The 26,375-nt window shown below is 45.9% G+C and carries 23 protein-coding genes; 20 read left to right on the top strand and 3 right to left on the bottom strand.

The genetic code is table 11. The annotated features are described in order from the left end of the window. Positions 1-163 precede the first annotated feature (163 nt). The gene (locus tag QP794_RS04995; protein ID WP_285075225.1) at positions 164-2,122 is read right to left on the bottom strand and encodes an ABC-F family ATP-binding cassette domain-containing protein; all 1,959 of its coding nucleotides are present in this window, start codon (positions 2,120-2,122) and stop codon (positions 164-166) included. A 276-nt stretch (positions 2,123-2,398) separates the two neighbouring features. Between QP794_RS04995 and QP794_RS04990 the strand changes: the two genes are divergently transcribed. The 8 genes from QP794_RS04990 (at position 2,399) to QP794_RS04955 (ending at position 8,262) form a co-directional block, all read left to right on the top strand. Beyond that, the gene (locus tag QP794_RS04990; protein WP_285075173.1) at positions 2,399-3,037 is read left to right on the top strand and encodes a 5-formyltetrahydrofolate cyclo-ligase; all 639 of its coding nucleotides are present in this window, start codon (positions 2,399-2,401) and stop codon (positions 3,035-3,037) included. A 57-nt stretch (positions 3,038-3,094) separates the two neighbouring features. Beyond that, positions 3,095-3,556: a cyclic pyranopterin monophosphate synthase MoaC gene (gene moaC / locus QP794_RS04985; protein WP_079351053.1), complete on the top strand. Its 462-nt coding sequence runs from the start codon at positions 3,095-3,097 to the stop codon at positions 3,554-3,556. A gap of 37 nt (positions 3,557-3,593) precedes the next feature. Further along, positions 3,594-4,079 (top strand): MogA/MoaB family molybdenum cofactor biosynthesis protein, encoded by a 486-nt coding sequence (locus QP794_RS04980; protein WP_024630749.1) that lies wholly within the window; start codon positions 3,594-3,596, stop codon positions 4,077-4,079. Between the two features lie 200 nt (positions 4,080-4,279). Further along, positions 4,280-4,531, top strand: a complete 252-nt coding sequence (tatA, locus tag QP794_RS04975; protein WP_024630748.1) for a twin-arginine translocase TatA/TatE family subunit — start codon at positions 4,280-4,282, stop codon at positions 4,529-4,531. 79 nt (positions 4,532-4,610) lie between these two features. Next, the gene (tatC, locus tag QP794_RS04970; protein ID WP_024630747.1) at positions 4,611-5,393 is read left to right on the top strand and encodes a twin-arginine translocase subunit TatC; all 783 of its coding nucleotides are present in this window, start codon (positions 4,611-4,613) and stop codon (positions 5,391-5,393) included. Positions 5,394-5,849: 456 nt separating this feature from the next. After that, a complete protein-coding gene (gene groES, locus QP794_RS04965; protein WP_024630746.1) occupies positions 5,850-6,131 on the top strand; it encodes a co-chaperone GroES in 282 nt (93 codons plus the stop codon). A 73-nt stretch (positions 6,132-6,204) separates the two neighbouring features. Next, positions 6,205-7,839 carry a chaperonin GroEL gene (gene groL / locus QP794_RS04960; protein WP_094939589.1) on the top strand — a complete coding sequence of 545 codons (1,635 nt, stop codon included), beginning with the start codon at positions 6,205-6,207 and terminating at the stop codon, positions 7,837-7,839. 186 nt (positions 7,840-8,025) lie between these two features. Then, complete coding sequence (locus QP794_RS04955; protein WP_079350857.1) at positions 8,026-8,262, top strand: hypothetical protein; 237 nt, start codon at positions 8,026-8,028, stop codon at positions 8,260-8,262. A 122-nt stretch (positions 8,263-8,384) separates the two neighbouring features. On the opposite strand, the gene QP794_RS04950 is transcribed toward QP794_RS04955, so the two are convergent. Continuing rightward, positions 8,385-8,912 (bottom strand): hypothetical protein, encoded by a 528-nt coding sequence (locus QP794_RS04950; RefSeq protein WP_285075172.1) that lies wholly within the window; start codon positions 8,910-8,912, stop codon positions 8,385-8,387. A 371-nt stretch (positions 8,913-9,283) separates the two neighbouring features. Next, the gene (locus QP794_RS04945; RefSeq protein ID WP_079350855.1) at positions 9,284-9,556 is read right to left on the bottom strand and encodes a DUF2642 domain-containing protein; all 273 of its coding nucleotides are present in this window, start codon (positions 9,554-9,556) and stop codon (positions 9,284-9,286) included. A gap of 400 nt (positions 9,557-9,956) precedes the next feature. On the opposite strand from QP794_RS04945, the gene QP794_RS04940 reads away from it, so the two are divergent. From QP794_RS04940 to QP794_RS04885, 12 genes are all read left to right on the top strand, one after another. Further along, on the top strand, positions 9,957-10,889 hold the full coding sequence (locus QP794_RS04940) for a helix-turn-helix domain-containing protein (RefSeq protein WP_285075171.1): 933 nt from the start codon (positions 9,957-9,959) through the stop codon (positions 10,887-10,889). A 27-nt stretch (positions 10,890-10,916) separates the two neighbouring features. After that, positions 10,917-11,405, top strand: coding sequence for a DinB family protein (locus QP794_RS04935; RefSeq protein WP_285075170.1), 489 nt, complete (start codon positions 10,917-10,919; stop codon positions 11,403-11,405). A 177-nt stretch (positions 11,406-11,582) separates the two neighbouring features. Next, positions 11,583-11,870 carry a hypothetical protein gene (locus tag QP794_RS04930; RefSeq protein ID WP_079350853.1) on the top strand — a complete coding sequence of 96 codons (288 nt, stop codon included), beginning with the start codon at positions 11,583-11,585 and terminating at the stop codon, positions 11,868-11,870. Positions 11,871-12,110: 240 nt separating this feature from the next. Then, the gene (locus QP794_RS04925; RefSeq protein WP_285075169.1) at positions 12,111-12,659 is read left to right on the top strand and encodes a GNAT family N-acetyltransferase; all 549 of its coding nucleotides are present in this window, start codon (positions 12,111-12,113) and stop codon (positions 12,657-12,659) included. A 391-nt stretch (positions 12,660-13,050) separates the two neighbouring features. Next, positions 13,051-13,902, top strand: a complete 852-nt coding sequence (rhaD, locus tag QP794_RS04920; protein WP_285075224.1) for a rhamnulose-1-phosphate aldolase — start codon at positions 13,051-13,053, stop codon at positions 13,900-13,902. Between the two features lie 284 nt (positions 13,903-14,186). Next, positions 14,187-16,004 carry an APC family permease gene (locus tag QP794_RS04915; RefSeq protein ID WP_285075168.1) on the top strand — a complete coding sequence of 606 codons (1,818 nt, stop codon included), beginning with the start codon at positions 14,187-14,189 and terminating at the stop codon, positions 16,002-16,004. A 396-nt stretch (positions 16,005-16,400) separates the two neighbouring features. After that, on the top strand, positions 16,401-17,363 hold the full coding sequence (locus QP794_RS04910; RefSeq protein ID WP_079350849.1) for a carbohydrate ABC transporter permease: 963 nt from the start codon (positions 16,401-16,403) through the stop codon (positions 17,361-17,363). Next, a complete protein-coding gene (locus QP794_RS04905) occupies positions 17,360-18,181 on the top strand; it encodes a carbohydrate ABC transporter permease (protein WP_024630734.1) in 822 nt (273 codons plus the stop codon). The genes QP794_RS04910 and QP794_RS04905 overlap by 4 nt, the downstream gene beginning before the upstream one ends. Before the next feature lie 302 nt (positions 18,182-18,483). Continuing rightward, the gene (locus tag QP794_RS04900) at positions 18,484-19,857 is read left to right on the top strand and encodes an ABC transporter substrate-binding protein (RefSeq protein WP_285075167.1); all 1,374 of its coding nucleotides are present in this window, start codon (positions 18,484-18,486) and stop codon (positions 19,855-19,857) included. A 490-nt stretch (positions 19,858-20,347) separates the two neighbouring features. After that, entirely contained in the window at positions 20,348-21,484 is a 1,137-nt protein-coding gene (locus QP794_RS04895; protein WP_285075166.1) for a DUF6359 domain-containing protein, read from the top strand. A 13-nt stretch (positions 21,485-21,497) separates the two neighbouring features. Beyond that, complete coding sequence (locus QP794_RS04890) at positions 21,498-25,925, top strand: S-layer homology domain-containing protein (RefSeq protein ID WP_285075165.1); 4,428 nt, start codon at positions 21,498-21,500, stop codon at positions 25,923-25,925. Between the two features lie 185 nt (positions 25,926-26,110). Beyond that, positions 26,111-26,323 carry an immunity 17 family protein gene (locus QP794_RS04885; protein WP_079350846.1) on the top strand — a complete coding sequence of 71 codons (213 nt, stop codon included), beginning with the start codon at positions 26,111-26,113 and terminating at the stop codon, positions 26,321-26,323. Positions 26,324-26,375 lie beyond the last annotated feature (52 nt).

Below are 26,375 nucleotides of genomic sequence, written 5' to 3'. Positions count from 1 at the left end.
AGCGCGCACCGATTGAATATCGATGCGCACTGGCAGCATAGCTTTTTTCATCTGTCTACTTGACAGGGGTAAGACCATCTAGGAATCAGCTTTTACTGTAGTTGCTTGTTCGGTATAAGAGAGCAGTAAGTATGGATTAGATTGAAAAAGGTCATCTCCGCTGCTATTCCAGAGCTAATTCTTCCCACTCTTCGTAAGCCTTGGCAAGTTGAAGCTTGTGATCCTCCGCCGACTCTTGGAGTTCTTGCAGCTTCATATAATCCTGATATATTTCAGGCAGAGCCATCTGTGCCTCAAGCTCCGTAATCTCCGTTTCCAGCTTCGCAATCTGTTGTTCCAGAGCCTCCTGCTTGCGCTGGCGGTTACGTTCTTCCCGCTTGGCCTGTTTGTCGGCTTCGAATGAGGCAGCACCGGGTTTCTCGGTTACGGATAGGCTCGGGTCAGACTTGGCCGAGTTCTTGGAAGAGGCAAGGCGCGCTTCAGCAGCTTCACGCGCGATGTCTTCAAGCTCCTGTTTCTTCTCCACATAATCATCATAGTTGCCGAGGTAATGCTCTGTCCCGCCGGGGTGCAGTTCGACAATACGCTCAGCCATTTTATTGAGGAAATACCGGTCATGCGAGATGAACAATAATGTGCCCTCATAGTCCATCAGCGCCGCTTCAAGCACTTCTTTGGCGAATAGGTCGAGATGGTTCGTAGGCTCATCCAGAATGAGCATGTTGGCTTCCTTGAGCATGAGCTTGGAGAGAGAGACACGTGCCTTTTCTCCACCACTGAGGGCTGAGATTTTTTTGAGCACATCATCTCCACTGAACAGGAAGTTGCCAAGCACCGTACGAATTCGCGCTTCCTCCATGCCGGGATAGGCACTCCACAGCTCTTCCAATACCGTATTGGAAGGGTTAAGTCCTGTCTGCTCCTGATCATAATAACCAATCTGCACTTTGGTTCCCCATTGGATCTCACCGCTTACGGGGCGTAAACTTCCAGTGAGGCATTTCAGCATGGTGGATTTTCCGATTCCGTTCGGCCCTATCAATGCAACCGTCTCCCCGCGTCTTAGATCAAAAGAGACATTGCGGAACAACGGGGAAGCCTCATCGTAGGCAACCGAAAGCTGATCCACACGGAGCACCTCTTTGCCGGACATAACAGCCGTTTCAAAAGAGAAGTGAGCTTTCTTCAGATCTCCCATTGGTTTGTCGAGCCGTTCCATCTTATCGAGTGCCTTACGGCGGCTCTGCGCCCGTTTGGTCGTTGAAGCCCGCACGATATTCTTCTGAACAAACTCCTCCATCTTGGAGATTTCATCCTGTTGTTTCTCATATTGCTTCATCTGGCTTTCATATTCGGCAGCTTTAAGTTCCATATACCGACTGTAATTGCCTGTATATTTTTTGGAGCGGTGCCGCTCGATCTCCACGATGGTTGTGACAAGCCGGTCAAGGAAATACCTGTCATGGGATACAACAAGCAGAGCACCTGAATAACCTCTCAGGTAATCTTCAAGCCACGTCAGAGTGGCGATGTCGAGATAGTTGGTAGGCTCGTCCAGCATGAGCAGGTCAGGGGCTTGAAGCAAAATGCGAGCAAGCGCAAGACGTGTCTTTTGCCCGCCGCTCAGCGTGGCAATCGGGGTGTTTGGTGAGAATTCACCGAATCCCATTCCGTGCAGAATACTGCGAATACGGGTTTCCATCTCATAACCGCCATGATCCTTGAACCAGTCAGAGCGTTTGGCATAACGCTCCAGCAGATCGGCATATTTCTTTTCATCTTCCATCTGAGCCGGGTCGGCAATATCCTGTTCCATTTGACGCAGCTCTGCTTCTGCCTGGGTCAGATGGGCAAATACATTCATCATTTCTTCCCATATGGAGCGATCGGATTGCAGTCCGCTGTTCTGCGCGAGATAACCAAGTGTCGTTTCCTTGGATTTGAAAATCTGTCCGCCATCGTAGGACATTTCCCCAGCCACAATTTTGAGCAAAGTGGATTTCCCTGCGCCATTAACACCAACGAGGCCGATGCGCTCGCGTTCTAATATTTGTAAGTTCACGCCGTCCAGGATTGGATCGACACCAAAACGTTTGATAATTCCGGATACTTGCAGCAGCATAAAATTAAGTTCCTCCATGGTCCAGTTCTTGATTTGACAACTACATCCCAGTTTACATGAAATACAGAACAAATGCACCGATTAGGAGTGCCTGGGGCGTGTAGTCTTTTTGGTCAATCAATGATAAACTGAAAGAAGGCATGTTAATACATGAGGATTTTGCAGAAAATGAATCATTTTAACGATTTCAACACGATGACAACTGTGCATAACATATAAATGGTTTTAATTGAGAGCTAGTTTACCTTCTCGATCAACAGGAGGTTATTCAAAGACATGCAGGATCATACGGAATTGAAAAGCCGCCTTCGTTCCAAACTGAGACAGAGCCGGGATCTGATGGATGAAACTATGCGTCAGCAGGTGATGAATGAGATTAATGTGGTGACGAAGCGGGAGCTGGAGCGTCTTAGACAGGACAAATGGAAGCTGGGGAGCAAGCAGCTTGTGATATTCAGCTATTTGTCTTACGGAAGCGAAGCATCCACAGCCTTTTTATTTGAAGAGGGCTGGAGGCATGGAGATGTGATGCTCGCACCGAAAGTGCAAGCGAATCCGGCTCGAATGGAATTGCGGCGTGTCGTGGGTGCACAGGATATTCAACCGGGAATATGGGGGATACCTGAACCCAGGGATTCCTGTGAAGTGATGCAACCTGATCGCTGGCCTGATATTGACCTTGTCATAGTACCAGGGCTGGGATATGACCTACATGGAGGGCGTATTGGATACGGCGGCGGTTATTATGATCGTTTTGCCGAGACACTTGCAGCAAAGTGCACGATGACGGACAAAAGACCACGTATGGCTGCATTTGTATTGCCTGGCCAGCTGCAGGACGAAATTCCGATGGACCCGCTTGATCTGCGGCTTGATCTGTTGATAACAACCGAAGGTATATTACATATCGAATAAAGGGTTGTGATGTGATTGAATTCAGAAGCGAATAACGACCAGGCTTTCAGCAGGAAACTGACTCATTTTAATGAACAGGGACGAGCTCGAATGGTTGATATTTCGGGTAAGGAAAGTACCGTACGTACAGCTGTGGCGGTATCCAAAGTGACGATGAATCCGGCTACGCTTGAAGCGATTCGGGAGGGCCGCATCGGCAAAGGTGACGTTCTGGCTGTGGCTCAGATTGCGGGTATTCAGGGCGCGAAGAAAACATCAGACTGGATTCCGATGTGCCATCCATTGGCTTTGACGGGTGTGGATATCCGTTTTCATGACAACGGTGTCGATGAACTGCAGATTGAAGTTACGGTCAAAACCGAAGGGAAGACAGGTGTCGAGATGGAGGCGCTCACGGCGGCGTCGGCTGCGGCACTGACGATCTATGACATGTGTAAAGCCATGCAAAAAGATATGATGATTGGTCCAACCATGCTGAATTCCAAGAGTGGTGGCAAGAACGGCGATTTCAGCCGATAAAGGACATTTATTTTCATAAAGGAGAAGGGTGATCTTTATGGTGTGGAGAACAGCAATCCTGACAGCCAGCGACAAAGGGGCCCGCGGGGAACGTGAGGATACGAGTGCCCAAGTGATCCGGGAGCTTGTGGAAGAAGAACTGGGTGGGGAAATCGTGGAGTACCGCATCGTTCCGGATGAACCCGATGAGATTATCGCGGCTTTGATTGAGATGACAGATTATTTTCACGCTGATTTGGTATTGACCACAGGGGGTACGGAGCTTGCGATTCGTGATATTACTCCGGAAGCGACCCGGCGGGTTATCGAACGGGAAGTTCCAGGCATGGCTGAAGCCATGAGATACAGTGTCATGGGCAAGAATCGTTCTGCGATGCTGTTCCGTGGCGTATGCGGCATTCGCGGACGTACATTGATTGTCAACCTGCCAGGTACACCGAAGGGTGTGCATGAGCATTTGGCTGCCATTATGGACCAACTTCCGGAAGCCCTGTTAATGGTTACAGGTCAGTTCAAGCAATAAGTGAGAAATGGCCTTAGTAGCAGGTGTGAAATCAAGCAGGAAAAAAGATTGGGTATCGAGGTCTTTTTTGTGAAAAATGTGGGTTATGTAAGTGGTTACATCTATGGTATGATTGACATAATTCTGATAGTAGACAAGACATCTTTTGAGAATGCATAAAGAGTGCGCGATCCAAAAGCTTGAAGCTGGGAGGGATAACAATGGGATTTGGGGGCATTGGAACCACAGGAGTCATTTTGCTGGTCATCGTTGCTTTGCTTTTGTTCGGTCCGAACAAGCTGCCGGAACTGGGACGCGCTGTTGGGCGTACTTTCCGTGAATTCAAGGAAGGGGCCCGCGACATCATCTCGGATGACAATTCATCCAAGCGCAAAGAGCAGGAAAAAGCGAACCCGGTAGTGTCAGAAGCTGTACAGGTAGACAAGCCGGAGGATAAACGCCTGCCGGAATAATTGTGACGGCAACGAATGAGAACTCCCTTCCCGCTGGAAGGGTTTTGTATTTTAAAGCTGACAACCATGGAGGGCAGGAATGACGCAGCAGAATGAAGAAATGACCCTTACGGAACATTTAAGTGAGCTGCGCAAGCGGCTAATCTATGTGTTAAGCCTTTTTGTGTTGGGTCTGGTAGCAGGCTTTTTTGTAGCAGACCCGGTGTATCGCTACTTGACAAAGGCAGAGACTGCGCAAGGTTTTGTGCTCCATGCCTTCTCGTTCTGGGACGGAATCGGGATCTACATGAAGATTGCCGGTCTGTTCTCATTAATTATTACGCTGCCGTTTACCGTGTATCAGATTTGGAAGTTTGTTAGTCCAGGGCTGCGACCGATGGAGCGGAAAGCTACATTGCGTTATGTTCCTTATGTGCTTTTGTTGTTTCTGTTCGGTCTGGCGTTCTCCTATTATGTTGTGTTCCCGATGGCATTGGCCTTTACAACATCAATTACGGAGAAGATGGGGCTTGTGGAGACGTATGGAATGAAGCAGTACTTTAGCTTTTTGTTTGGCATTGTACTTCCGGTTTCCCTGTTGTTTGAGCTTCCACTAATCATTATGTTCCTGACAGGACTGCGAATATTGAATCCAATTCGGCTGCGAAAAATGCGGAGGATGGCTTATTTTGTCCTGATCTTCATTGCGGTTGTAGTTACACCGCCTGACTTTATATCCGATTTTCTCGTGATGATTCCCTTGCTTCTGTTATATGAGATCAGTGTGTTTCTGTCTGGCTTTGTGCATCGCAAACAGCTTGCAGCTGATGCGGAGGCTGAATCCCGTTATATCCGTGCAGAGGATAAGCAGAGTGCAGTATAACAAGAGAGGAATTTCATCCGCTTGTTGAAACGGTAATGATCTTGTATGATGCCCGTCCCGGGATAAGTCGATCGGTTCTTACCCGGGAATGAAGGGCTGTGGAGCGATAGCTTTTACAGCTTATAGTCTGACGGACGGGACAAGTAGGCATATTATGTTCAACAATGGATACAATGGAAAAGGGCTGCCTGAAACGTTGCAGGAGGACCAATGGATTCTGTGGAATAAGTTATATGGTATTTATGACATTTGCTCAGGTAAATCGGGCGTTTTTTGGCTGGGGTGGTGTAAATACAACGTAAAATCTCGCAGGAATTCATGAAAAGGACTTGAAATCATGCTTCAAGTTGAAGTATCATAAAGTTGGTTGTTAGCACTGAACACTGTCGAGTGCTAATACATATGGCTACAACCTACAAAGCAACGTTATATAATTTCAAAAGGAGGCTATTTTTCATGATCAGACCTTTAGGTGAACGCGTATTGGTAGAACCACTGGAGCAAGAGCAAACTACTTCTTTCGGGATCGTACTGCCGGACTCCGCTAAAGAAAAACCGCAAGAGGGTAAAATTATTGCTGTTGGCGCCGGAGTATTGAAAGACGGAGTACGTGTAGCTCTGGAAGTGAAAGAAGGAGATCGCGTTATTTTCTCCAAATATGCCGGTACAGAAATCAAGTTCGAAGGTAAAGAATATTTGATTATGAAAGAAAGCGATATTCACGCGATTCTCGACTAATTCAAATTTAATCGGTTAACCGAACCATATAGCAACACCATTTTACACAATATTCTAGGGAGGTTTTCTTAACATGGCTAAAGACATTAAATTCAGTGAAGACGCTCGTCGCTCCATGCTTCGTGGTGTGGACGCATTGGCTAATGCAGTAAAAGTAACACTCGGTCCTAAAGGCCGTAACGTGGTTCTGGAGAAAAAATTCGGAAGCCCGCTAATCACGAATGACGGTGTAACGATTGCTAAAGAAATCGAACTGGAAGATGCATTCGAGAACATGGGTGCACAACTGGTTAAAGAAGTAGCAACCAAAACCAATGATGTTGCCGGTGACGGTACAACAACTGCAACTGTATTGGCTCAAGCGCTGATCACAGAAGGTTTGAAAAACGTAACTGCAGGCGCTAGCCCAATCGGTATCCGTAAAGGGATCGACAAAGCGGTTAAAGCGGCTGTAGCTGAACTGCAATCCATCTCCAAACCAGTTGAAACCAAACAATCCATTGCACAAGTTGCAGCAATCTCAGCGGCTGACGAAGAAGTAGGCGAACTGATCGCTGAAGCTATGGAAAAAGTGGGTAAAGACGGCGTTATCACGGTTGAAGAATCCCGTGGATTCGCTACAGAGCTGGAAGTGGTTGAAGGTATGCAATTCGACCGCGGTTACATCTCTCCATACATGATCACAGATACGGACAAAATGGAAGCTGTTTTGGACAACCCGTACATCCTGATCACAGACAAAAAAATCTCCAGCACGCAAGACATCTTGCCATTGCTTGAGAAAATCGTTCAACAAGGCAAGCCGCTGGTATTGATCGCTGAAGATATCGAAGGCGAAGCACTGGCGATGCTGGTTGTGAACAAATTGCGTGGTACATTCAATGCTGTAGCTGTTAAAGCTCCAGGATTCGGTGACCGTCGTAAAGCAATGCTGCAAGACATCGCTGCCCTCACTGGTGGCCAATTGATCACGGAAGAACTGGGTCTGGACCTAAAATCCGCTGTTGTGGAACAACTGGGTACAGCTCGTCAAATCCGTGTAACGAAAGAAAACACAATCATCGTTGACGGTGCTGGCAACAAATCCGATATCGATGCACGTGTTAGCCAAATCCGTACACAACTGGAAGAAACAACTTCCGAGTTCGACAAAGAGAAACTGCAAGAGCGTCTGGCTAAATTGTCCGGCGGTGTAGCAGTAATCAAAGTCGGTGCGGCTACTGAAACAGAATTGAAAGAACGCAAACTGCGCATCGAAGATGCCCTGAACGCAACTCGCGCTGCGGTTGAAGAAGGTATCGTATCCGGTGGTGGTACAGCGCTCATGAACGTATACAACGCGGTTGCAGGCGTAGCCCTGTCCGGTGACGAGCAAACAGGCGTAAACATCGTCCTGCGCGCTTTGGAAGCACCAATCCGCACAATCGCAGCTAATGCTGGCGAAGAAGGTTCCGTAATTGTGGAACGTCTGAAAAAAGAACAAACAGGCGTGGGCTTCAACGCTGCGACTGGCGAGTGGGTTAACATGATCGAAGCAGGTATCGTTGACCCTGCGAAAGTAACACGTTATGCATTGCAAAACGCTGCTTCTGTAGCGGCAATGTTCCTGACTACCGAAGCGGTTATCGCTGACAAACCAGAACCTGCAGGTGCTGGTGGCGGAATGCCTGACATGGGCGGTATGGGTGGAATGGGCGGCATGATGTAATAAAGGTGTAAAAACCTTTGTAATGCCGATAGATGAAAGGCTCCCGGAAGGGAGCCTTTTTTATATATTTAGAGTAGGGTGCTTTGAATTATGTTTTTACACTGAATCGATACCTGTTAGCTTACTTCTTAGTATGTACAATGATACATATATGATTATATGGAATTTGATTGAGGAGGAAATGAATTGAGAAAGAGTACAAAGTGGACGTTGTGGATTCTTGGCTTGATGGTAGGTGCAATTTTCATCAATTTTTACATGAACCTATATAGTTTCGCTTATGCTTTGATTACAGTGCTTTTATTTGTATTCATGGGGTGGGGATTCTTAGCCAAGTTAAAGAACGACGTTCGTCAGCATGAAGATCACCATAGAAGAGAGCATCAATCTGCGATCGATGACATTGATCGATACACGAGGTAGTAATCAAGGAATATACCATACATAGTGTTTGTTAACAGGCAGACTACCATTTTTTATTAAGCAGTTTCAAACCACACGTTAAGTCGTTCCTCAATGGAACGACTTGTTTGCACATTCGGAACCTATTTAACTGCTTTTATTCCAAAAGTAGAAATATCATCTTCGATGCTGAAGCAATATTCAAATTCATTTCGAACAGTCGCTCCATCAAATTCACTCTGACTTACATCGCGATCTAATATACCGATATCCTGAATCACGTCTTGCGCATCATTATATGTGTACTCGTTATTGGTTGTCAGAATAAGTGTAGCGATAGCAGTTAACAGTTTACCACCGGTTGGTTTACTGACATCACCATTCTCGTATAACATGACTTCCTGAACTTTTTGCTCTGAATTTAACACACCAACCATACGTAAATTGTCATTGAAGATATTCTCGAAGGTTTGTGTGCCATGTTCTGAGGCCTCTTTCACGTTCAAGACGGTTATACTCAGACCATTTAATCGGTATTTGCCTACGATTGAATTGAATTTGTTTTTGAACGCATCGGTAGTCATATTCAAAACAGAGAGACTGGTCTGGTCTAGGTCATCATTGTTATTTTCAACTGTAGTATTCACTTTGTTCGTAGTCGAAGCCAACATACCATACATTCCTATAGAAGCAATTGCAAAACACATCGCCGTTAGCATAACGTGCTTTATCGTTATCCGTTTATGCTTTCTTATGGATAAGATCATCAAAAGAAGAAAAACGAAGAAAACAATAAAGCCTAGTGTGAATAGTATTGTGAACAATGCTTGCAAAATCTCACCTCGTAATACTCCTTATTATGTACTCTCATTATAATGTTGCTATGGGAAACTTTAAACCTATACTCTTCATTTCAAAAAAAGCACTGCTGGCATACGGCCAGCTAATCAGGTACCCATACACCGGACACTTAGAAAAAGAAGTGTTTAGTGTATGGGTACCTTTGTAGTTGCCTTCTGTTCGTTATTACCTCAATCTCTGTTTAATCAGGCATGATCCAGACGATTTCGGCGATACGAACTAAGAATTTTTTGTGTCTTTCCTCCAGTACAACATGATCATGCTTAACAGCGACGACGCATCCATCAAGTCTGCCGCGAGTTGTTTCCAAGATAACCACTTTTCCCACGAGGGCCATCAGACTCTCGACTACGCAATGATCCACTGGGTGAACCACAATATTATGAGGCATGTGGTGCATTTGCTGCATATAAGGCGAGTTTGCCATATGATGCATCATTGGATAATTATTCAAAGTAAAACCTCCCAAATCATTTATAGGGCATTCTATGCGATGGCCTACCCAAACGACTGGGCGTTTGACCTGAAATCTGTTCATTTGGTAAATCTGAATGAGGCAGAACACATGTCAATAGGTCATATTGTAAGTTCATTTCTTCCATTTATTTTACAAATGATGCGATACATTCTCACAATAAGTCTGCCGGAGCTGTTGAATTTTGATGTTCTTTTCATCTCCATTTCAGATTCCATTAAGGTAGCAGGGGTAAGATAAGTCTTGTAAACCCCTTCTCGTGTTAAATAGATGTGTGACTAGCCCCGTCGGATTCTCCGGCGGGGTACTTTTTTTCTCATTTCAGCGGTTGATGGTATGATAGATGCATACATAAATGCTAATAACGGAGGGATGGTTCGTGGACCCGAGTCTGCATCCGATGTTCAGACCCATTCAGATGAATGGGACAGGTAGGCACACGTATTACATGGAGCAAATACCTTCTGCATCCCTGATGGCTCATGTAGCTTGTTATTGGGAATCGGGTTCGACTCTACAGTCTTCCAAGAAACCTGATATGGATGGAGGTAACGTTCAGCCTGATATGTCTATACCTGCCCGGGTATTGCCGGATGGCTGCACGGACATGCTGATTACATACGACTCGGTCAGTTTGTTGCATTCTTATGGCTACTGTGGCAACTATACGCATCCGTTTGTTGTACCTGGGCCGTCTGATGGGCCTGCTTCTGCCGATTACACATTTGGGGTGCGCTTTTTCCCAGGTGGAGCATATGTCTTTCACGGTTTGCCGTTGGAGGAATTTACGGATAGACGAATTCCGCTTCATGAATGTTGGCCAGTCGAGCTGAGTGAGCTTCAGGAGCGGATGGCTGGAACGAAAAGCTTCAAAGAACGAGTACAGGTGATGAATACCTATCTGAGTCCGCTATCCTTGCAAACCAATACAAATGAGCATGATTTGATGAAAAACGTGCTTCACCGCATATTTAAGGATGGGGGCCGTATGAACGTCAGAGAGCTGGCGATGCGAGAGGTTGTCAGTGAACGCCAGCTGCATCGGAAGTTTGCTGAATGGATTGGAGTCAGTCCAAAGCGATTCAGCGAGGTTGTTCGTTTTCACCGTGTCCTGGACAGTATTCATCAGGGGCATATGGCAGATGGGGTAGCACTGGCCCTGAATCATGGTTTCTTTGACCAAGCCCATCTGATTCGTCAATTTCGTAAGTTCTATGGAGAAACCCCGCTCACTGCTGCCAAAGAACATCAACGAATGTTGTCCGATTTGTACAATAACCCGGTTGTCCCTTCCGTTTATACTGAATGGTGAGAATGAATAGTAAAGGAGATATCATATATGAATGGAACATTGCAAATCAGAGATCATCTGTTAAGTGAATTGGAGACGGGCGTGCGTACGGGGGCTAGCCTGATCCGCTTGATTCGTCCGGAGGATTGGGCTTACCGCCCGCAGGACAATATGCGTTCACTGGTGGAACTGGTCCATCATTTTATTCAGATTACGGCATCGGACCTTGCGATTATGCAGGAGGAAGGCGAAGCAGAGGTAGGCGTGGTGGAAAATAGTCTGTCAGGGATCGAAGATATTGAAAAGCTGGAGTCAACTCTCTGGGCCAATTTGGAGGCCTACAAAGCGTATATCCTTTCATTAAGCGAAGAAGATCTGCTGAACTGCTCAACTAAAGCATTCTATATGGAGCATGGTCATTTACAAGCCCAATGGCAGATTGAAACGCTAACGCATGTGTTCCATCACCGTTCACAGCTTTATAATTATCTCAAACAGCAGGGACATGAGTTGAACTTTTTCATGCTTTATGCGTAAGAATCTTAGAAAATGAGTTTGTGTGTTATTGGCTCCGCCAGATGATCTGGTGGGGCTTTTTGGTTAGTAAATCTAGCACCTCTATCAAAATGTACGTTATCACACGGTCATTTCACCGTTACATTCATAGATTTCATACATAGAATACGGTATCCAAGCCAAAAGGAGGTGATTTCCATGGCCATCCTTTTACCGCAACAATTTTATGCCTTAGCGGCTAGTGTGGGTAAATCGTATTATGAAAACCTTGCTGGAGGCACGAATGCCAGCATCACAGTGAACAATTTTGGTCCTTTTCCGGTAGACCTGGTTGTAACTCGTGTTAACGCTCCAGTGATCACGTATTTGATCCCTGCTGGCAACAGCCTTACGTTGTCTGTTGACTTGCTGCTCGTAGCTGCTCTGCTGACTACTCCCGCAGGCGCTTCAACAGGCACGATTCAAATCGCAACATCTGATTTCTAATGAAATCAGGGTGCTTTGAGAACTGAGAACCTCTGTAGGACATGTTGTCCGCAGAGGTTTTTTTCTTTTTTTTTGCTGCATTATATCGATTCATCAAGAAGCAGTCTCAGAAATTTGGATGTGCAACTCCAGTGATATAATAGGTTTAGATCATATTTTTGTTTACAAAGGCTGCAATTCGATTATTTATATTAGGAATGGTACGCAGACTGATGTTGTGAAACAGGAGGTTATTGGATTATGGATAGAACAAATGACACCGATAGAATGGAAAGAACAACGTTTCTTGAAACGGAGCGGCTTGTATTCTCGATTTGGAATGAAGAAGACCGTGCCCTGGCATTTGCTCTATGGGGAGATCATGAGGTAACGAAGTGGATCAGCAGCAAGGGATTTTTGAGTGAGGATGAAGTGGAAGCTCGGCTGACGCAAGAAATAAAAAGGCAGGAGGAAGCGGGTGTGCAATACTGGCCACTCTTTGAGAAGGACTCGGGAGTGTTTGTCGGTTGCTGTGGCTTGAGCCCGTATTCTCCGGAAGAAAACATATATGAACTGGGATTTCATCTTACCAGAGACTACTGGGGCAAGGGTTATGCGATGGAAGCTGCACGAGCGGTGATTGATTATGCATTCGAAGAATTGAAGGTTAAAGCGCTGTTTGCCGGGCATCATCCGGACAATGAGGCATCCCGTCACATGCTGTCCAAGCTGGGCTTTGAATATGTACGCGACGAGCGCTATGAACCGACAGGATTGATGCACCCGTCCTATTTGCTGAAAAGGGAGTAGAATCCTTTGCACATTCAGGCCAGCTCAAAGTCTTTAAATGTATAGCCTGAATGGATGGATAGAGCGGTGACCGGAATTATTTGGTAGAGGGGTTTTCATCGTTTTTTTATTTCATTTTCAGCTTCTATTAAGGTAGCAGAGGTAAGATTATTCTTGTAAACCCCTTCTCGTGTTAGATAGATGTGTGACTGACCTCGCCGGACGCCGGTGAGGTATTTTTTTGTTTTATTTTATAAAAAATACATAAAACAAACATAAACAAAAATAAATAAGCCTATATATCTGTGTATAATTGACTTATAAAGATAAACAAAGGTATAATGAATGTGAAAAAAGGAACTTACTATGTACGTGACAGCCATTCTATTTTTAACCTAAGGAGAGAATGATGATGAACGTGACCCTTACCAATGAAACTACGCAGACTGCTGGATTCCATATCCCATTTGTCCGTGAGATGGCGGAGATTACTCAACATATGTGGAAAAATGGATGGGATGAACGCAATGGTGGCAATGTCAGCTATTTGCTGGAGGAAGAGGACGTCGCCCAATATATTGATATCAACCATGTGATCCGCAAGATCAAACCTGCCTTTTCGATGCAGGAGCTGGCAGGCAAATATGTTATCGTGACTGCTTCGGGCAAATATTTCAAAAATGTACTGGCTGATCCGGAGAGCAATCTGGGATTGCTGCGTGTCTCGAAGGATGGGCAGGAGCTTGAGGTGCTGTGGGGTCTTAAGTCGGGAGCGAACCCGACGAGTGAATTGCCTACGCATTTTATGAGTCATATCGAGCGTTTGAAAGTGGACCCGAACCATCGGGTTGTCATGCATAACCATGCGACTCACGTGCTGGCGATGACATTTATCCATGAGTTGGATGAAATGAAATTTACAAAGACGCTGTGGCAGATGTGTACGGAATGTGTAGTCGTTTTCCCGGATGGCGTTGGCATTATTCCGTGGATGGTGCCTGGATCGAATGAAATCGGACGGAAAACGGCTGAAAAAATGAAGGAATACCACGCGGTCATTTGGCCGCAGCATGGGATATTTGGAACGGGCACAACGATCGATGAAGCTTTTGGCCTGATTGAGACGATTGAGAAAGCAGCCCAGGTATATATGCTGGCTGCAGGTCATGAGATCAGACAGCGAATTACGGATCAGCAGCTAGCTACATTAGCTCAGGCTTTCGGTGTCACTCCACGTCCTGGTATATTGGGCACAGAGGTTTAACGAATCGAAATCGTATAAAAGAAAGAGTTACAACACAGCCTAATATGAATGGTCTTTGGTTTATTAAACCGAAGGCCATTTCCTTTTTTTCGGCGAACAAACGCCGTTTTGGTTCAAAAAAGTTCAAAAATCTAATAAAGCGCGGCTTTGTTATCGATTATTGAATCGTAGTATGCATTATCACACGCTGGCGAAATTCAGGTGAAATGACGTATTGTCAATGCCTCAGCGATTTTGCATAATAACAATGCTTCACAGATGATTGATGGAAGGAAGTTATGATCATGCTTGGCAAAATGAAGAGAATCTTAATAGGCAAGCCTATGAAATCGGCTGAATTGGATGCAGAAAAATTGGGAAAATGGAAGGCGCTCGCCATCCTGTCCTCCGATGCCCTATCGTCCGTTGCCTACGGTACGGAACAGATCTTACTGGTGCTCGTTGCGGCCGGAGTCGCCGCCTTGTGGTACTCTGTTCCAATCTCCATCGCCGTGTTGGGATTACTCGTCATTTTAATTTTTTCCTATCGCCAGACGATTTTTGCTTATCCAACAGGAGGCGGCGCGTATATCGTTGCCAAGGATAATCTTGGTACGGCTCCGAGCCTGATTGCCGGAGGATCTTTGCTGGTCGATTATATTCTGACGGTTGCGGTAAGCTCGTCTGCAGGGACCGATGCGATTACATCTGCCTTTCCGATGCTTCATGATTACAGCATAATCATTGCATTGATCATGATTGTGTTTCTGACGATTATGAATTTGCGGGGGGTGACGGAATCTGCTTCCGTGCTGGCGATCCCTATATATCTGTTTATCTTTTCCATTGCGATTCTGATTATATCCGGGGGCATCAAATTTCTCGTTGGTGGCATGGAAGCTGCGGCCCCTGAATTCGGAACGACGATGTCTCATGTGAGTCTGTTTCTGTTGCTGAAGGCATTCAGCTCGGGATGTTCCGCCTTGACCGGGGTTGAGGCAGTGAGTAACGCGATTCCAAACTTTAAGCAGCCTGCCGAGAAAAATGCAGCGGGAACCTTGATGCTGATGGGATGTATACTGGGAGCCATGTTTATCGGTATCACGTTACTTGCTTATGGTTACGGGGTAAAGCCTGATCCCAAAGCCACAGTCATTTCCCAGATTGCCGAAGCCACGTTTGGCAGGGGTACAATGTATTTTATTATTCAGGGTGTAACGGCACTGATCCTGTTTCTGGCAGCCAATACGGCGTATTCCGCTTTTCCGCTGCTGTCCTTCATGATGGCAAAGGATAAATATATGCCGCATATGTTTATGGTTAGAGGAGACCGCCTCGGCTTCTCGAACGGTATTATTTTTCTCAGTGTAATGTCCGCCTTGCTTGTTGTCGGATTCAAAGGAAACACGGAAAGCCTGATTCCGCTCTACGCAGTGGGTGTGTTCATTCCATTCACGCTGTCGCAGCTGGGCATGATGTTTCGCTGGATCAAAGTCAAACCGTCCGGCTGGGGCGTGAAGCTGCTCGTCAATACAATTGGTATGCTGACCACTTTGTCGATTACATTGATTTTTATTTTCACCAAGTTCACGCAAACATGGGTTATCTTTATTTTCCTGCCGCTCGTCGTCTATGTATTCATGCGCATTCACCGTCATTATTGCAACATCGCAGATGAATTGCGGATTGATATCAAGCTGGAGAAACCGGTGAGAAAGGGCAATACCATCGTTATTCCGGTGGCTGGCATTACACGGGTTGTGATGAACACGATCAGTTACGCGCAGACGATGTCTGACCAGGTGGTTGCTTTGTATATCGGGTTTGATGATGAAGCGATTCGGAAAATGGAGCAGAAGTGGGAGGAGTGGAATCCTGGCGTTCGTCTGGTTGTGATTAAATCGAGATACCGCAGCATTATGGGGCCGCTCAAGAAATTCATTGATACCGTGGAATGGAAAACCGCCGAGACGGACCATATCACCATTCTGATTCCACAGTTCATCACCAAGCATTGGTGGCAAAATGTACTGCATAACCAGACCAGCTTCATGATTCGTGCCTACCTGATCAACTATAAAGATGTGATTGTGACGACTGTGCCGTATCATCTCAATCGTTAAAAGGCTTCATCTAATGGGCAATCGCATGAGAAAGTATATATTTGCATACATTCCATCCATTTTATTATAAAATTTCAACTGAATATTTTGCGTTAACATTAAATATCCAGTTTTATGTAAAATTTATTGAGTTTATATCAAATTTTTGTTCATCTTCTCTTTACAGACAAAACCGCAGGAACATTCCCGAATCAAGGGAGCTCTTGCGGTTTTTTGCTGTTCACTGACTCTGGTTTGAAGTCTATTTAATGTCCTTTGTTTGGTAAAGCCACTTGTCCACGATTAACGCTGCGTTGATTCAGAACGGATGCTGCTGTGACAGTTGGCTTTTACACTAGATAACGTGGGTGATAAGTTCACACACCGAATGCGTAGATCAAGGGGGAAGAAAATCCGATGAGTGAGCTTGACAACCGGATCGGCTTGCCTGCTGCCAGACGGCGCGTATCCAATACGAGTCAGCGCCGGACAGCTTCGCTGCGTGTGCAGCGGATACGGGAGAACATGCTGGCCTATGGTTTCCTGGCACCATCGCTGCTTTTATTCGCAGTGTTCCTGTTTTATCCGATGTTTAAATCGGTGTACCTGAGTATGCATTCCACGGACCCTACCGGACAGATTGCAGCTTATGTGGGGCTAGACAATTTCAAGGCGGTATTCCAGTCCGGATTGTTCCTGCAGGGGATGAAAGTAACGTTGTTGTTTGTCCTGTTTACCGTGCCAACGGGCATGCTCGCTGCTCTGATTCTGGCGGCACTGACCCACAACCGATTCAAGGGGATGCGCGTGTTTCAGTTTGTATTCTCTCTGCCTGTGGTGTTATCTGTTGGTTCTTCGGCGGTCATCTGGAAGTTTCTGTTCCATCCGACCTTGGGCATGCTGAATTATTTATTAGGAAAAGTAGGAATTGACCCGATTCCCTGGCTGACCAGCCCGGATTGGGCGTTAATATCGATTTCCATCATGACGATTTGGATGAATCTCGGATTCAATTATATTATTTTGTCCAGTGGATTACAGGGCATCCCGGAAGAAATTTATGAGAGCGCAAAGATTGATGGCGCAGGTCCTTTGCTTACTTTTCGCAAAATCTCGATGCCACTGCTGTCACCAACCCTGTTTTTCGTGACCGTAGTATCGATCATTGGTGCGTTCCAATCATTTGGTCAGATCAACATTCTTACCCGGGGCGGCCCGATGGACAGTACCAATGTATTCGTCTATTCCATCTATCAGGAAGCATTCGTTAATTTCCGATTCGGGACGGGCAGTGCGCAGGCACTTATCCTGTTCGCGGTCATTATGCTGCTGACCCTGATTCAGTTCAAATGGGTGGAAAGGAAAGTGCATTACCAATGAGAACACCATGGACGAAAACATTGCTGTATGTGTTGCTTACAATCTGTGCGGCGCTTGTGCTGTATCCGGTGCTGTACACCTTTTTCATGGCCGTGATGACGCCGGAGGATGCCAGTGCGTATCCGCCGCACATCATACCGCGGTCCATAGACCTGTCCAATTTCGCTGAAGTATTCGATATCGTCCCGATTGGTTCATTTATCGGTAATACGTTCCTCGTTGCAGGACTGACGATGTTAGGTCAGCTTGTTACGGCGAGCATGGCGGCCTATGCATTCGCGAAAATGGAGTTTAAGGGCAAGAACGTCATCTTCAGCATGTTTGTGGCCACGATGATGATTCCTTGGGAAGTCACCATGATCCCAAACTACCTGACGGTGCGCAGTTGGGGCTGGCTTGATACGTATCAAGGGCTGACCATACCGTTCCTGGCAACGGCGTTTGGTACCTTCCTGCTGAGACAATTTTTCATGCAGCTTCCGAAAGAGTTATTTGAAGCGGCGAAGATCGATGGCTGCGGACACATCCGCTACTTCGTATCCCATGTTCTGCCACTGTCCCGTCCGGCACTTGGAACACTGGCGATCTATTCGTTCCTGAGTATGTACAACTCATATCTGTGGCCATTGCTCGTCACGAATACCCCAGAGATGAGGACCGTACAAATCGGGATCTCGATGCTGGAGTTCCAGGAATCCACAGCATGGAATCTGGTGTTTGCCGGTACGGCTATGGTGATTCTGCCATCGCTACTGCTTCTAGTTTTCGGTTTGAAACAGCTTGTCCGCGGTATGGCCGCAGGCGCGCTGAAGGGATAGTAGGAGTAAGGTTTGTTTTAAGGATTTAAAAGGTTGGCGGTTTGGATACCAGAAGCGAATAAACAAGGCTCACTCTTGAAATAAGATGTTGAGAAGATATACCACGGTAGTAGTGGAGGGGACGAAATCGATTCTGAAGAAGCGAAGCGTTCGCCTTTATCTCCGGATTTTCCCCTTTGAAGGGGAATGAAAAAAAATCCGGAGATAACAGCGATCGAAAGAACGATTCGTAACCGTAACGGCCACTCCGTGTCATCTCCAAGATTTTATTTTGAAGTGAGTCCCAAAAAAGGAGAGCGATTATGATCGGGTTTCGTTTGAAAAAAAGAGGTACATTTGCACTGATGCTGGCTGCACTGATGTTGGTACTGGCCGCTTGCGGCGGAAAAACCGAAACGACAAGCACAACGAGCGGAGCGCAGGCAGATGCCGCAGCTGCTGAACCAGTACAACTGACATGGTGGCATTCCATGTCGGGCGCAGGGGAGAAAGCTATTAACCAACTCGCTTCCGATTTCAACGCAAGTCACCCGGACATTCAGGTAAAGCCAATCTATCAGGGGAAATACGATGAGAGCCTGAACAAACTCAAAGCTTCCATGGGCTCGGACAGCGGCCCGGACATTATCCAGGTATATGAGATTGGCAGCAAGTTCATGATCGACTCGGGCATGATTACGCCAGTACAGCAATTTATTGATAAAGACAAGTTTGACCTGTCCCAACTGGAACCAAACATCATCCGTTATTACACCATTGACGGCAAATTGAACGCAATGCCTTTTAACACGTCGAACCCGATTTTGTACTATAACAAGGACATGTTCAAAGCAGCCGGTTTGGACCCGGAGAACCCGCCTAAGACATATGAAGAATTTGAGCAAGCAGCCAAAGCACTGGCGAAAGACGGTAAACCCGGCGCATCCATGGCGATCTATGGCTGGTTTATGGAACAATTCTTCGCGAACCAGAATGCAGATTATGTAAACAATGGTAACGGTAGAACCGGCGCAGCGACTGAATCCTTGCTGAACTCCGAAGCTGGTGTGAAGACTTTAACATGGTGGAAAAAGATGATGGACGAGAAGACCGTCTCCAATCTGGGACGTAGCACAGACGATACGACCGCTGCATTTACTGCGCAACAAATCGGTATGACGCTGGATTCTACCGCTGGATTGCGCAAAATTGTAGAGGGTGCTGGTGGCAAGTTTGAGCTGGGAACCGGCTTCCTGCCTCGTCCTGCTGATGCCAAAGAAGGCGGCGTCGTGGTTGGTGGCGCAAGCTTGTATATCATGAACAACAAATCCGATGCTCAACAGCAAGCCGCTTGGGAATTCATCAAGTATCTGGCAACACCTGCGGTACAAGCCAACTGGAGCGTTGCGACAGGATACTTCCCTATTACGACAGCAGCCTACGATGAGCAAGTATTAAAGGATAATATGGCGAAGTACCCGCAATTCCAGACAGCAGTCGACCAATTGCACGCTTCCGCGGATTCGACAGCAACATCCGGGGCCGTTATGGGTGTATTCCCCGAAGCCCGTCAAATTGTCGAAGGAGCGATCGAGACGGTTCTGAATGGACAAGGAACTCCACAAGACGCATTGGATGCAGCAGCGAAGCAAATTACAGACAAGATTGCACAGTATAACAGCACGGTGAAGAAGTAACTTATTGCTTGAAAGAGGATAAACTTCAAGCTGGGTTTAGCAAAATTGAAATGTATAGCTTAACTTAGGGTGTTATAACGAAGTGAGACGTATGCGATGGTCAATCCTGACTGTCGCATCGTTTTGCTGTGAAAAGATCTAAGAGCAGAACCGCTTAAAGGCGAATTGTAGATAGGGATATCTATCTAAAAATGTCGAATACAGAGATTTGAATCTTTTATATGTTAGTTAAAGTTACTCAATATGGGCTGTTATACACAAATTTTTGATGTAAAAGTGATGGGAGTGACATTAGATAGTTGTTATGTACTACTTTTTACGTGTTTTTTATTTTTACTTATATTTTTTTGTGATGTATATGTTCTATTTTATATCATATGAAAAGAATATTGTTTACACGTAACAAAACTTCAGTTATCTTATACTTGAACTAATGTCCAAGCTTCATGAACAAATGATTACGAATTTAAAACATGGAGGTAGGTAAAAGATGCATGTTCTGCAAATGAAGAGGTGGCTCAGGTTGTTCCTGGCTATGGTCCTGCTCATCACAGGTGCCATTCCGGCTGGATTGTTCAGCAGTAAGGCAGCCGCCGCGGATGAGCCTTTAACGGTTGCTCAAGCGCTTAATCTTAATTTTGGAGATTCGAATATTTCAATCGAAGGATATGTTGTAGGAACCTACAGTAGTGGCCCAAATGTAAGGTTGAACCCGGATTTCACCTTGGATACCAATTTTGCAATAGCCGATAGTCCTGATGAAACAAATATCAGCAAAATGATGCCTGTTCAGGTACCCATCTCTGCACCTCGAAGTATTTTCGGACTGAAAAGTAATCCTTCCTTGTATAAAGCCAAAGTTCGTATTAGCAATGGTAATATAGCTGAGTACTTCAGCTCCAAAGGTATACACTACAATAACTCAACAACCTTCCAACTAATCGATGAGACTCCTGTAACCAAAGTGGAAAATGTAACAGCCAATCCTACTTCAGGCGCAGTTCCAACAGGGACCAAAGTGGCTTTGGAAACAACTACTGTCGGTGCAACTGTATACTACAAGCAGAATACGGACGCTGATTATCTTCCCTACACCGTGCCCATCACGGTAAATGAGGCAATGCATATTGAAACTTACGCGGCTAAAGAGGGGATCGACAATAGTGATGTTACAAGTTTCGATTACACCCTCGTCGACACAACTCCTATTCCAATCTCTGAGGCAAGAAAAGCAACTGAAAACAGCACCGTTACCGTTCAAGGTATTGTAACCTACAGTGAGTTATCCGGAAGTGTATGGAATCTATATATTCAGGATAACGATGCCGGGATCGTTGTGCGCGGCAATGCTTCTGGTGTGGAAGCAGGAGACAAGATTGAAGCCTACGGCCCAATTACGATCTACAACGGCCTCGTCCAGGTTGAAGCAAGCAAATCCGGATTTCAGGGTGGCTATATTCGGACTGTCGAAAAGTCACAGGACATACCTTCACCTGTACCGCTTAATTCATCCCATTTTGCTCCAGGTACGGGAGGAAACAAGGGTACCGGAGGGCAGTATGAAGGGATGCTTGTCGAAGTAAACAATATTCAAGTGACAAACGCCCACTTACACTGCGACAGATGAACAAGGCGGGGAAATGCTGATTTATGCCAAGAACAGCCCGTCTGCTCTCTCCGTTGGCAAATCATATCATAAAGTGACAGGGGTCTTGACTTACCATTCCACTTACGGTCTGGAATTGATTCCTCGAACGGCGTCGGATATTCTGGAGGATATGCTCTCCGTGACAGCGAGCACACCTTCGGGTGGCATTGTAAAAGGTACGGAAGTTACGTTGTCTTCTCCGTATGAGGGTGCCCAAATTTTTTATACACTGGATGGTTCTGAACCAACCGTGAATTCGACGGAATACACACAGCCTATTACGATCAATGAAGATCAAATCATTAAAGCTGTTGCCACAGCTGATAGCAGAGTAAGCGCCATTTTTTCTTTTGAGTATACTGCGGTGGATCGAGTGGATGGTGTACGTATTCACGAAATTCAGGGGGCAGGCCATAATTCCATTTATGACGGACTGAGAGTACAGAATGTAGAAGGGATTGTTACATCTCTAGTTAACGCAGATTCATTCTATATGCAATCCATTCCTGGTCAGGAAGATGGAGATCCGGCAACTTCTGAGGGGATTTTAATCTATAAGAAAGATCATGGAATGAAAGTTCAGCATCAAGTAAAGGTTTCGGGTCAAGTCAAAGAGTATGCAGCAAGTGTAACAGACCTGCCAACCACTGAAATTGTTGCTTCTGATATTACTTTGGAACAACCTAATGTTGAATTGCCACAACCCGTAATCATTGGAAAGGGTGGTCGCGTAATTCCGAATGTCATTGATTCGGATGGATTGAGTGAATTCAACCCGGACGTGGATGCCATTGATTTCTATGAAAGTCTGGAAGGCATGCGTATTCAGTTAGATAATGCTACTATTCTTGGACCTTATTCCTACAATCCTGGATTAGCAGTGACGGTAGACAACGAACCTAATAATCCATTGAAGACTCCGGCAGGAGGGTTAATCTTACGTGGAAACGGAGCAGGAGAGTTTGAAAGTTCTCTAAATCCTCAACGCTTGTTCATTAATAAAAAACCTTCTCAAGCTGTGACCACGGGTGATAAATTTACAGGTCCGATTAATGGTGTGCTTTCTTATTCGAGTAGTAATTATAAGGTCGCGTTGGAAGGTGACTTGCCGCCGATTACGTCCAGTGGTTTACAACAGGCAACAACCTCAATTGAACCGCAACAAGACAAGCTGACCATTGCGACGTTCAACGTAGAGAACTTCAGTAAAAAGGATGCAACACGTGGAAATAAAATCGGCAAGATTATCGTTAACAATCTAAAAAGCCCTGATATTATAGGGATCATGGAAGTTCAGGATAACGATGGCGATACAAATAGCGGAAACACAGATGCGAGTGAAAGCTTCAAAACGCTTCTGGATGCAATTAAAAGTAATAATGGACCAAGCTATCAGTATACCGATATTGCGCCGCTAAATAATATGGATGGTGGAGCTACCGGAGGCAATATTCGTGTAGGTTTCCTGTACAATCCGGAGCGGGTATCCTTAAAAGCAGGTACCAAAGGCGATGCAACAACAGCACTGGCCCTTGATGCAAGTGGAGATCTGTCTCTGAATCCAGGACGCATTCAACCAGATAATGTCGCTTTCAAAACTTCAAGAAAACCGCTCGCGGCAGAGTTTGAATTTAATGGTAAACGTGTAGTTGTTATCGCTAACCATTTCAACTCCAAAGGTGGGGATTTAGCCCCAGTTGGGAATGTCCAGCCTGCAACCCGCAAAAGTGAAGTGCAACGTGCGCAGCAAGCGACAATTGTCAATGAATTTGTAACTGAATTAATCGAAAAAGATTCTGAGGTAAATGTCGCTGTTCTTGGAGACTTCAATGACTTCCAGTTCTCCAGAACATTGAACATTGTTGAAGGCAATGAGCTGGACAATCTGGTAAACAAACTGCCAGAGAACAAACGTTATTCTTACATCTATGACGGAAACTCTCAGACACTGGATCACATTCTGGTGAGTAAAAATTTGTCCCAAACTGCTGCTATCGAAGCTGTTCATGTGAATGCTGACTTCGAAGATTCACATGGGCGCGTCAGTGACCATGATCCGCTGCTCGCGCAGCTGAGCATTGGAAGCACGGCAGAAGAGGGCGACTTTAACCTGCGAGTATTGCATACGAATGACACACACGCGCATCTGGATAACATCCCGCGCCGTGTAACAGCGATTAAGGAAACACGCAACGATAACACACTGGTGCTGGATGCAGGGGACGTATTCTCGGGTACTTTGTATTTTAATCTCTTTTACGGTCTGGCGGATCTGGAGTTTATGAACATGATCGGATACGATGCCATGACCTTCGGAAACCATGAGTTTGATAAAGGTCCTCGTGTGCTCAAGGATTTCGTTGAACAAGCGAACTTCCCATTCGTGAGTGCTAATATTGACTATACGAAGGATGCGAATTTGGGGGGCCTGTACAACAGTAACATCGGAAATCCAGGCGAGAAGTCAAAAATCTATCCGGCTATTATTACAGAAGTAAACGGCGAAAAGGTCGGAATCTTTGGTTTGACGACACCGGATACCGTATCCCTGTCCTCGCCGGGAGATGATCTGACGTTTAAGGATTACAATACAAGTGCTCAGGCAACAGTGAACATGCTGCAAGATGAAGGTATCAATAAAATCATCGCGCTGACGCATCTGGGTTACTCGGAAGACCTGAAGCTGGCAGAAGCGGTGGAAGGCATCGACATCGTGGTCGGTGGTCATTCACACACCATTTTGAACAAACCGGTGGTTGTGGATACGCACATCGATCCAACGCTTGTGGTACAGACAGGTGAATATGATGTTTCATTGGGTCAACTGGATGTGACGTTCAATGAAGCAGGCGTACTGAAAACATGGAACGGCAAATTGTTGAACCTGGATGCGAAAGATACTTCCGGTCAATATGTATACGCAGATGATCCGGCTGCGAAAGCGAAACTGGCTGAATATGCACCAAAGCTGGCCGAGTTCAAGAAAACAATCATCGGTAAAACGAATGTATTTCTTGATGGAGAACGCGGTACTGTCCGTAAACAGGAAACCAACCTCGGTAATCTGGTAACAGACGGCATGCTGGCGAAAGTGAAATCCATCGTGAAGGAGAACGACGTTAAAGGATACGTGGCTATCCAAAATGGCGGTGGTATTCGCGGTTCGTTCAAGCAGGGAGACATCCCCCTGTCAGATTTGCTGATTGTAATGCCAAATGGAAATAACCTCTCTGCATTAAAAATGACAGGCAAGGAAATTACGGCTGCGTTGGAAAATGGCGTGAGCGGTGTAGAAACAGGAGAAGGACGCTTCCCGCAAGTGTCAGGCATGCGGTACTTCTATGATTCCACAAAGCAGGCCGAAAAAGTTGATTCCCTGACCAATACGGTGACTCAAGTCGGTCAACGTATGGTCAAAGTACAAACCAAGAATGCAGACGGGACGTACACGGATATTGATCCAAATGGATACTACATCGTAGCGACGAACTCGTTTATGGCGAATGGCGGAGACTTCTACCGCGCCATGAGAGCGGCGAAGAATGACAACCGTTACTATGAATTGAATCTGGTCGACTATGAAGTTTTCCATGAACATCTGGACCGTGTAGGTACAGTAAATCAGACAACGGAAGGACGCATTACCGATCTGAAGGGCTCCCCTCTTCCGGGTGATGGAAATGGAAGTACCCCTGGTAACGGTGGTGGAAATAATGGAAGTAATCCAGGCAGTGGTAATAGTGGTGGAGGTACAACGACACCGACTACACCGACTACACCTGTAACACCAACGGATCCTACAACTCCGACCACACCTACAACACCATCCGTTCCAGGTAATGGGAACGGTGGCGGTACTACACCAACGAATCCGGGTGTGATTTTAAAAGATATCGGCAATCACTGGGCGGCAGCAGCCATTGAGCAGGCCATTTCCCGGGGAATTGTGAATGGGTATCAGGACGGTAACTTCCGTCCGAATACTCCGGCAACACGCGCCGAGTTCATTGTGATGCTGGCAAGAGCATTTGAACTTCCAGCTAGCACAAAGGCGTTGACGTTCAAGGATGCTTCCAAAATTCCGGCATGGGCACAATCCTTTATCGCTCAGGCTGTGGACCAAGGAATCATCAGTGGATATACGGATGAGACGTTCCGTGCATCCGGCAAAGTATCGCGTGTGGAAATGACCGTTATGCTTGTAAGAGCATTGGGTCTTCCCGTTGATTCGAAATCCACTTTAACCTTTGCAGATGCGAATAAAGTACCTGCATGGGCCGTACCTTACATCGCGGCTGCATATGATGCAGGACTGATGAAGGGCACAGGCAATAACTTGTTTAATCCGCTCGCTGAAGCAACGCGTGCTGAAGTTGTGACATTGCTGATGTCAGCAAGTGAGCTACAGTCCAAGCAATAAGATCGAATCATGTGCCACCGGAGCAGAGTAAAAACTCAGTTTTATACTGAACGGCTAACTCCGATATTTAAACGAAAACGGCTTGCAGACTCTCATCTGCAAGCCGTTATTTTTACTAATTAATGACTGTTCATTTTCACTAGAGGAAGGTATAGTAGACAGGATTATAATGAAGGAGTGTTGGCATGCAAGATCAACCGGTTTTAATCGCACTACTGGCTATCGCCGCAGGTATTTTCAGTTTGTTGGGTGGGATCAACAATTGGGATTGGTTTATGAGGAGTTTTCGAGCAGGTCTCTTTGTAAAAACGATTGGACGCCAGGGTGCAAGAGTGGTGTACGGTATACTGGGAATTGTGCTGATTACCATTGGCGTATTATTGTTGCTGATTGGGTAAGCGTAGAAAAAGAAAAGAATTTGCAAAGCCTGAGTACATAATTCAGTTTCAC

The organism is Paenibacillus sp. UMB7766-LJ446 (genome assembly GCF_030226665.1).
GTDB classification, from domain to species: domain Bacteria; phylum Bacillota; class Bacilli; order Paenibacillales; family Paenibacillaceae; genus Paenibacillus; species Paenibacillus vandeheii.
This window is presented reverse-complemented; position numbering and strand designations above follow the sequence as displayed.

Coding starts and splice junctions, on each gene's coding strand:
- QP794_RS04995 (WP_285075225.1), bottom strand. CDS start 2,122: ATGCTGCTGCAAGTATCCGGAATTATCAAACGTTTTGGTGTCGATCCA.
- QP794_RS04990 (WP_285075173.1), top strand. CDS start 2,399: ATGCAGGATCATACGGAATTGAAAAGCCGCCTTCGTTCCAAACTGAGA.
- QP794_RS04980 (WP_024630749.1), top strand. CDS start 3,594: ATGGTGTGGAGAACAGCAATCCTGACAGCCAGCGACAAAGGGGCCCGC.
- tatA (WP_024630748.1), top strand. CDS start 4,280: ATGGGATTTGGGGGCATTGGAACCACAGGAGTCATTTTGCTGGTCATC.
- tatC (WP_024630747.1), top strand. CDS start 4,611: ATGACGCAGCAGAATGAAGAAATGACCCTTACGGAACATTTAAGTGAG.
- groES (WP_024630746.1), top strand. CDS start 5,850: ATGATCAGACCTTTAGGTGAACGCGTATTGGTAGAACCACTGGAGCAA.
- groL (WP_094939589.1), top strand. CDS start 6,205: ATGGCTAAAGACATTAAATTCAGTGAAGACGCTCGTCGCTCCATGCTT.
- QP794_RS04950 (WP_285075172.1), bottom strand. CDS start 8,912: ATGTTGGCTTCGACTACGAACAAAGTGAATACTACAGTTGAAAATAAC.
- QP794_RS04935 (WP_285075170.1), top strand. CDS start 10,917: ATGAATGGAACATTGCAAATCAGAGATCATCTGTTAAGTGAATTGGAG.
- QP794_RS04930 (WP_079350853.1), top strand. CDS start 11,583: ATGGCCATCCTTTTACCGCAACAATTTTATGCCTTAGCGGCTAGTGTG.
- QP794_RS04925 (WP_285075169.1), top strand. CDS start 12,111: ATGGATAGAACAAATGACACCGATAGAATGGAAAGAACAACGTTTCTT.
- rhaD (WP_285075224.1), top strand. CDS start 13,051: ATGAACGTGACCCTTACCAATGAAACTACGCAGACTGCTGGATTCCAT.
- QP794_RS04915 (WP_285075168.1), top strand. CDS start 14,187: ATGCTTGGCAAAATGAAGAGAATCTTAATAGGCAAGCCTATGAAATCG.
- QP794_RS04910 (WP_079350849.1), top strand. CDS start 16,401: ATGAGTGAGCTTGACAACCGGATCGGCTTGCCTGCTGCCAGACGGCGC.
- QP794_RS04905 (WP_024630734.1), top strand. CDS start 17,360: ATGAGAACACCATGGACGAAAACATTGCTGTATGTGTTGCTTACAATC.
- QP794_RS04900 (WP_285075167.1), top strand. CDS start 18,484: ATGATCGGGTTTCGTTTGAAAAAAAGAGGTACATTTGCACTGATGCTG.
- QP794_RS04895 (WP_285075166.1), top strand. CDS start 20,348: ATGCATGTTCTGCAAATGAAGAGGTGGCTCAGGTTGTTCCTGGCTATG.
- QP794_RS04890 (WP_285075165.1), top strand. CDS start 21,498: ATGCTGATTTATGCCAAGAACAGCCCGTCTGCTCTCTCCGTTGGCAAA.
- QP794_RS04885 (WP_079350846.1), top strand. CDS start 26,111: ATGCAAGATCAACCGGTTTTAATCGCACTACTGGCTATCGCCGCAGGT.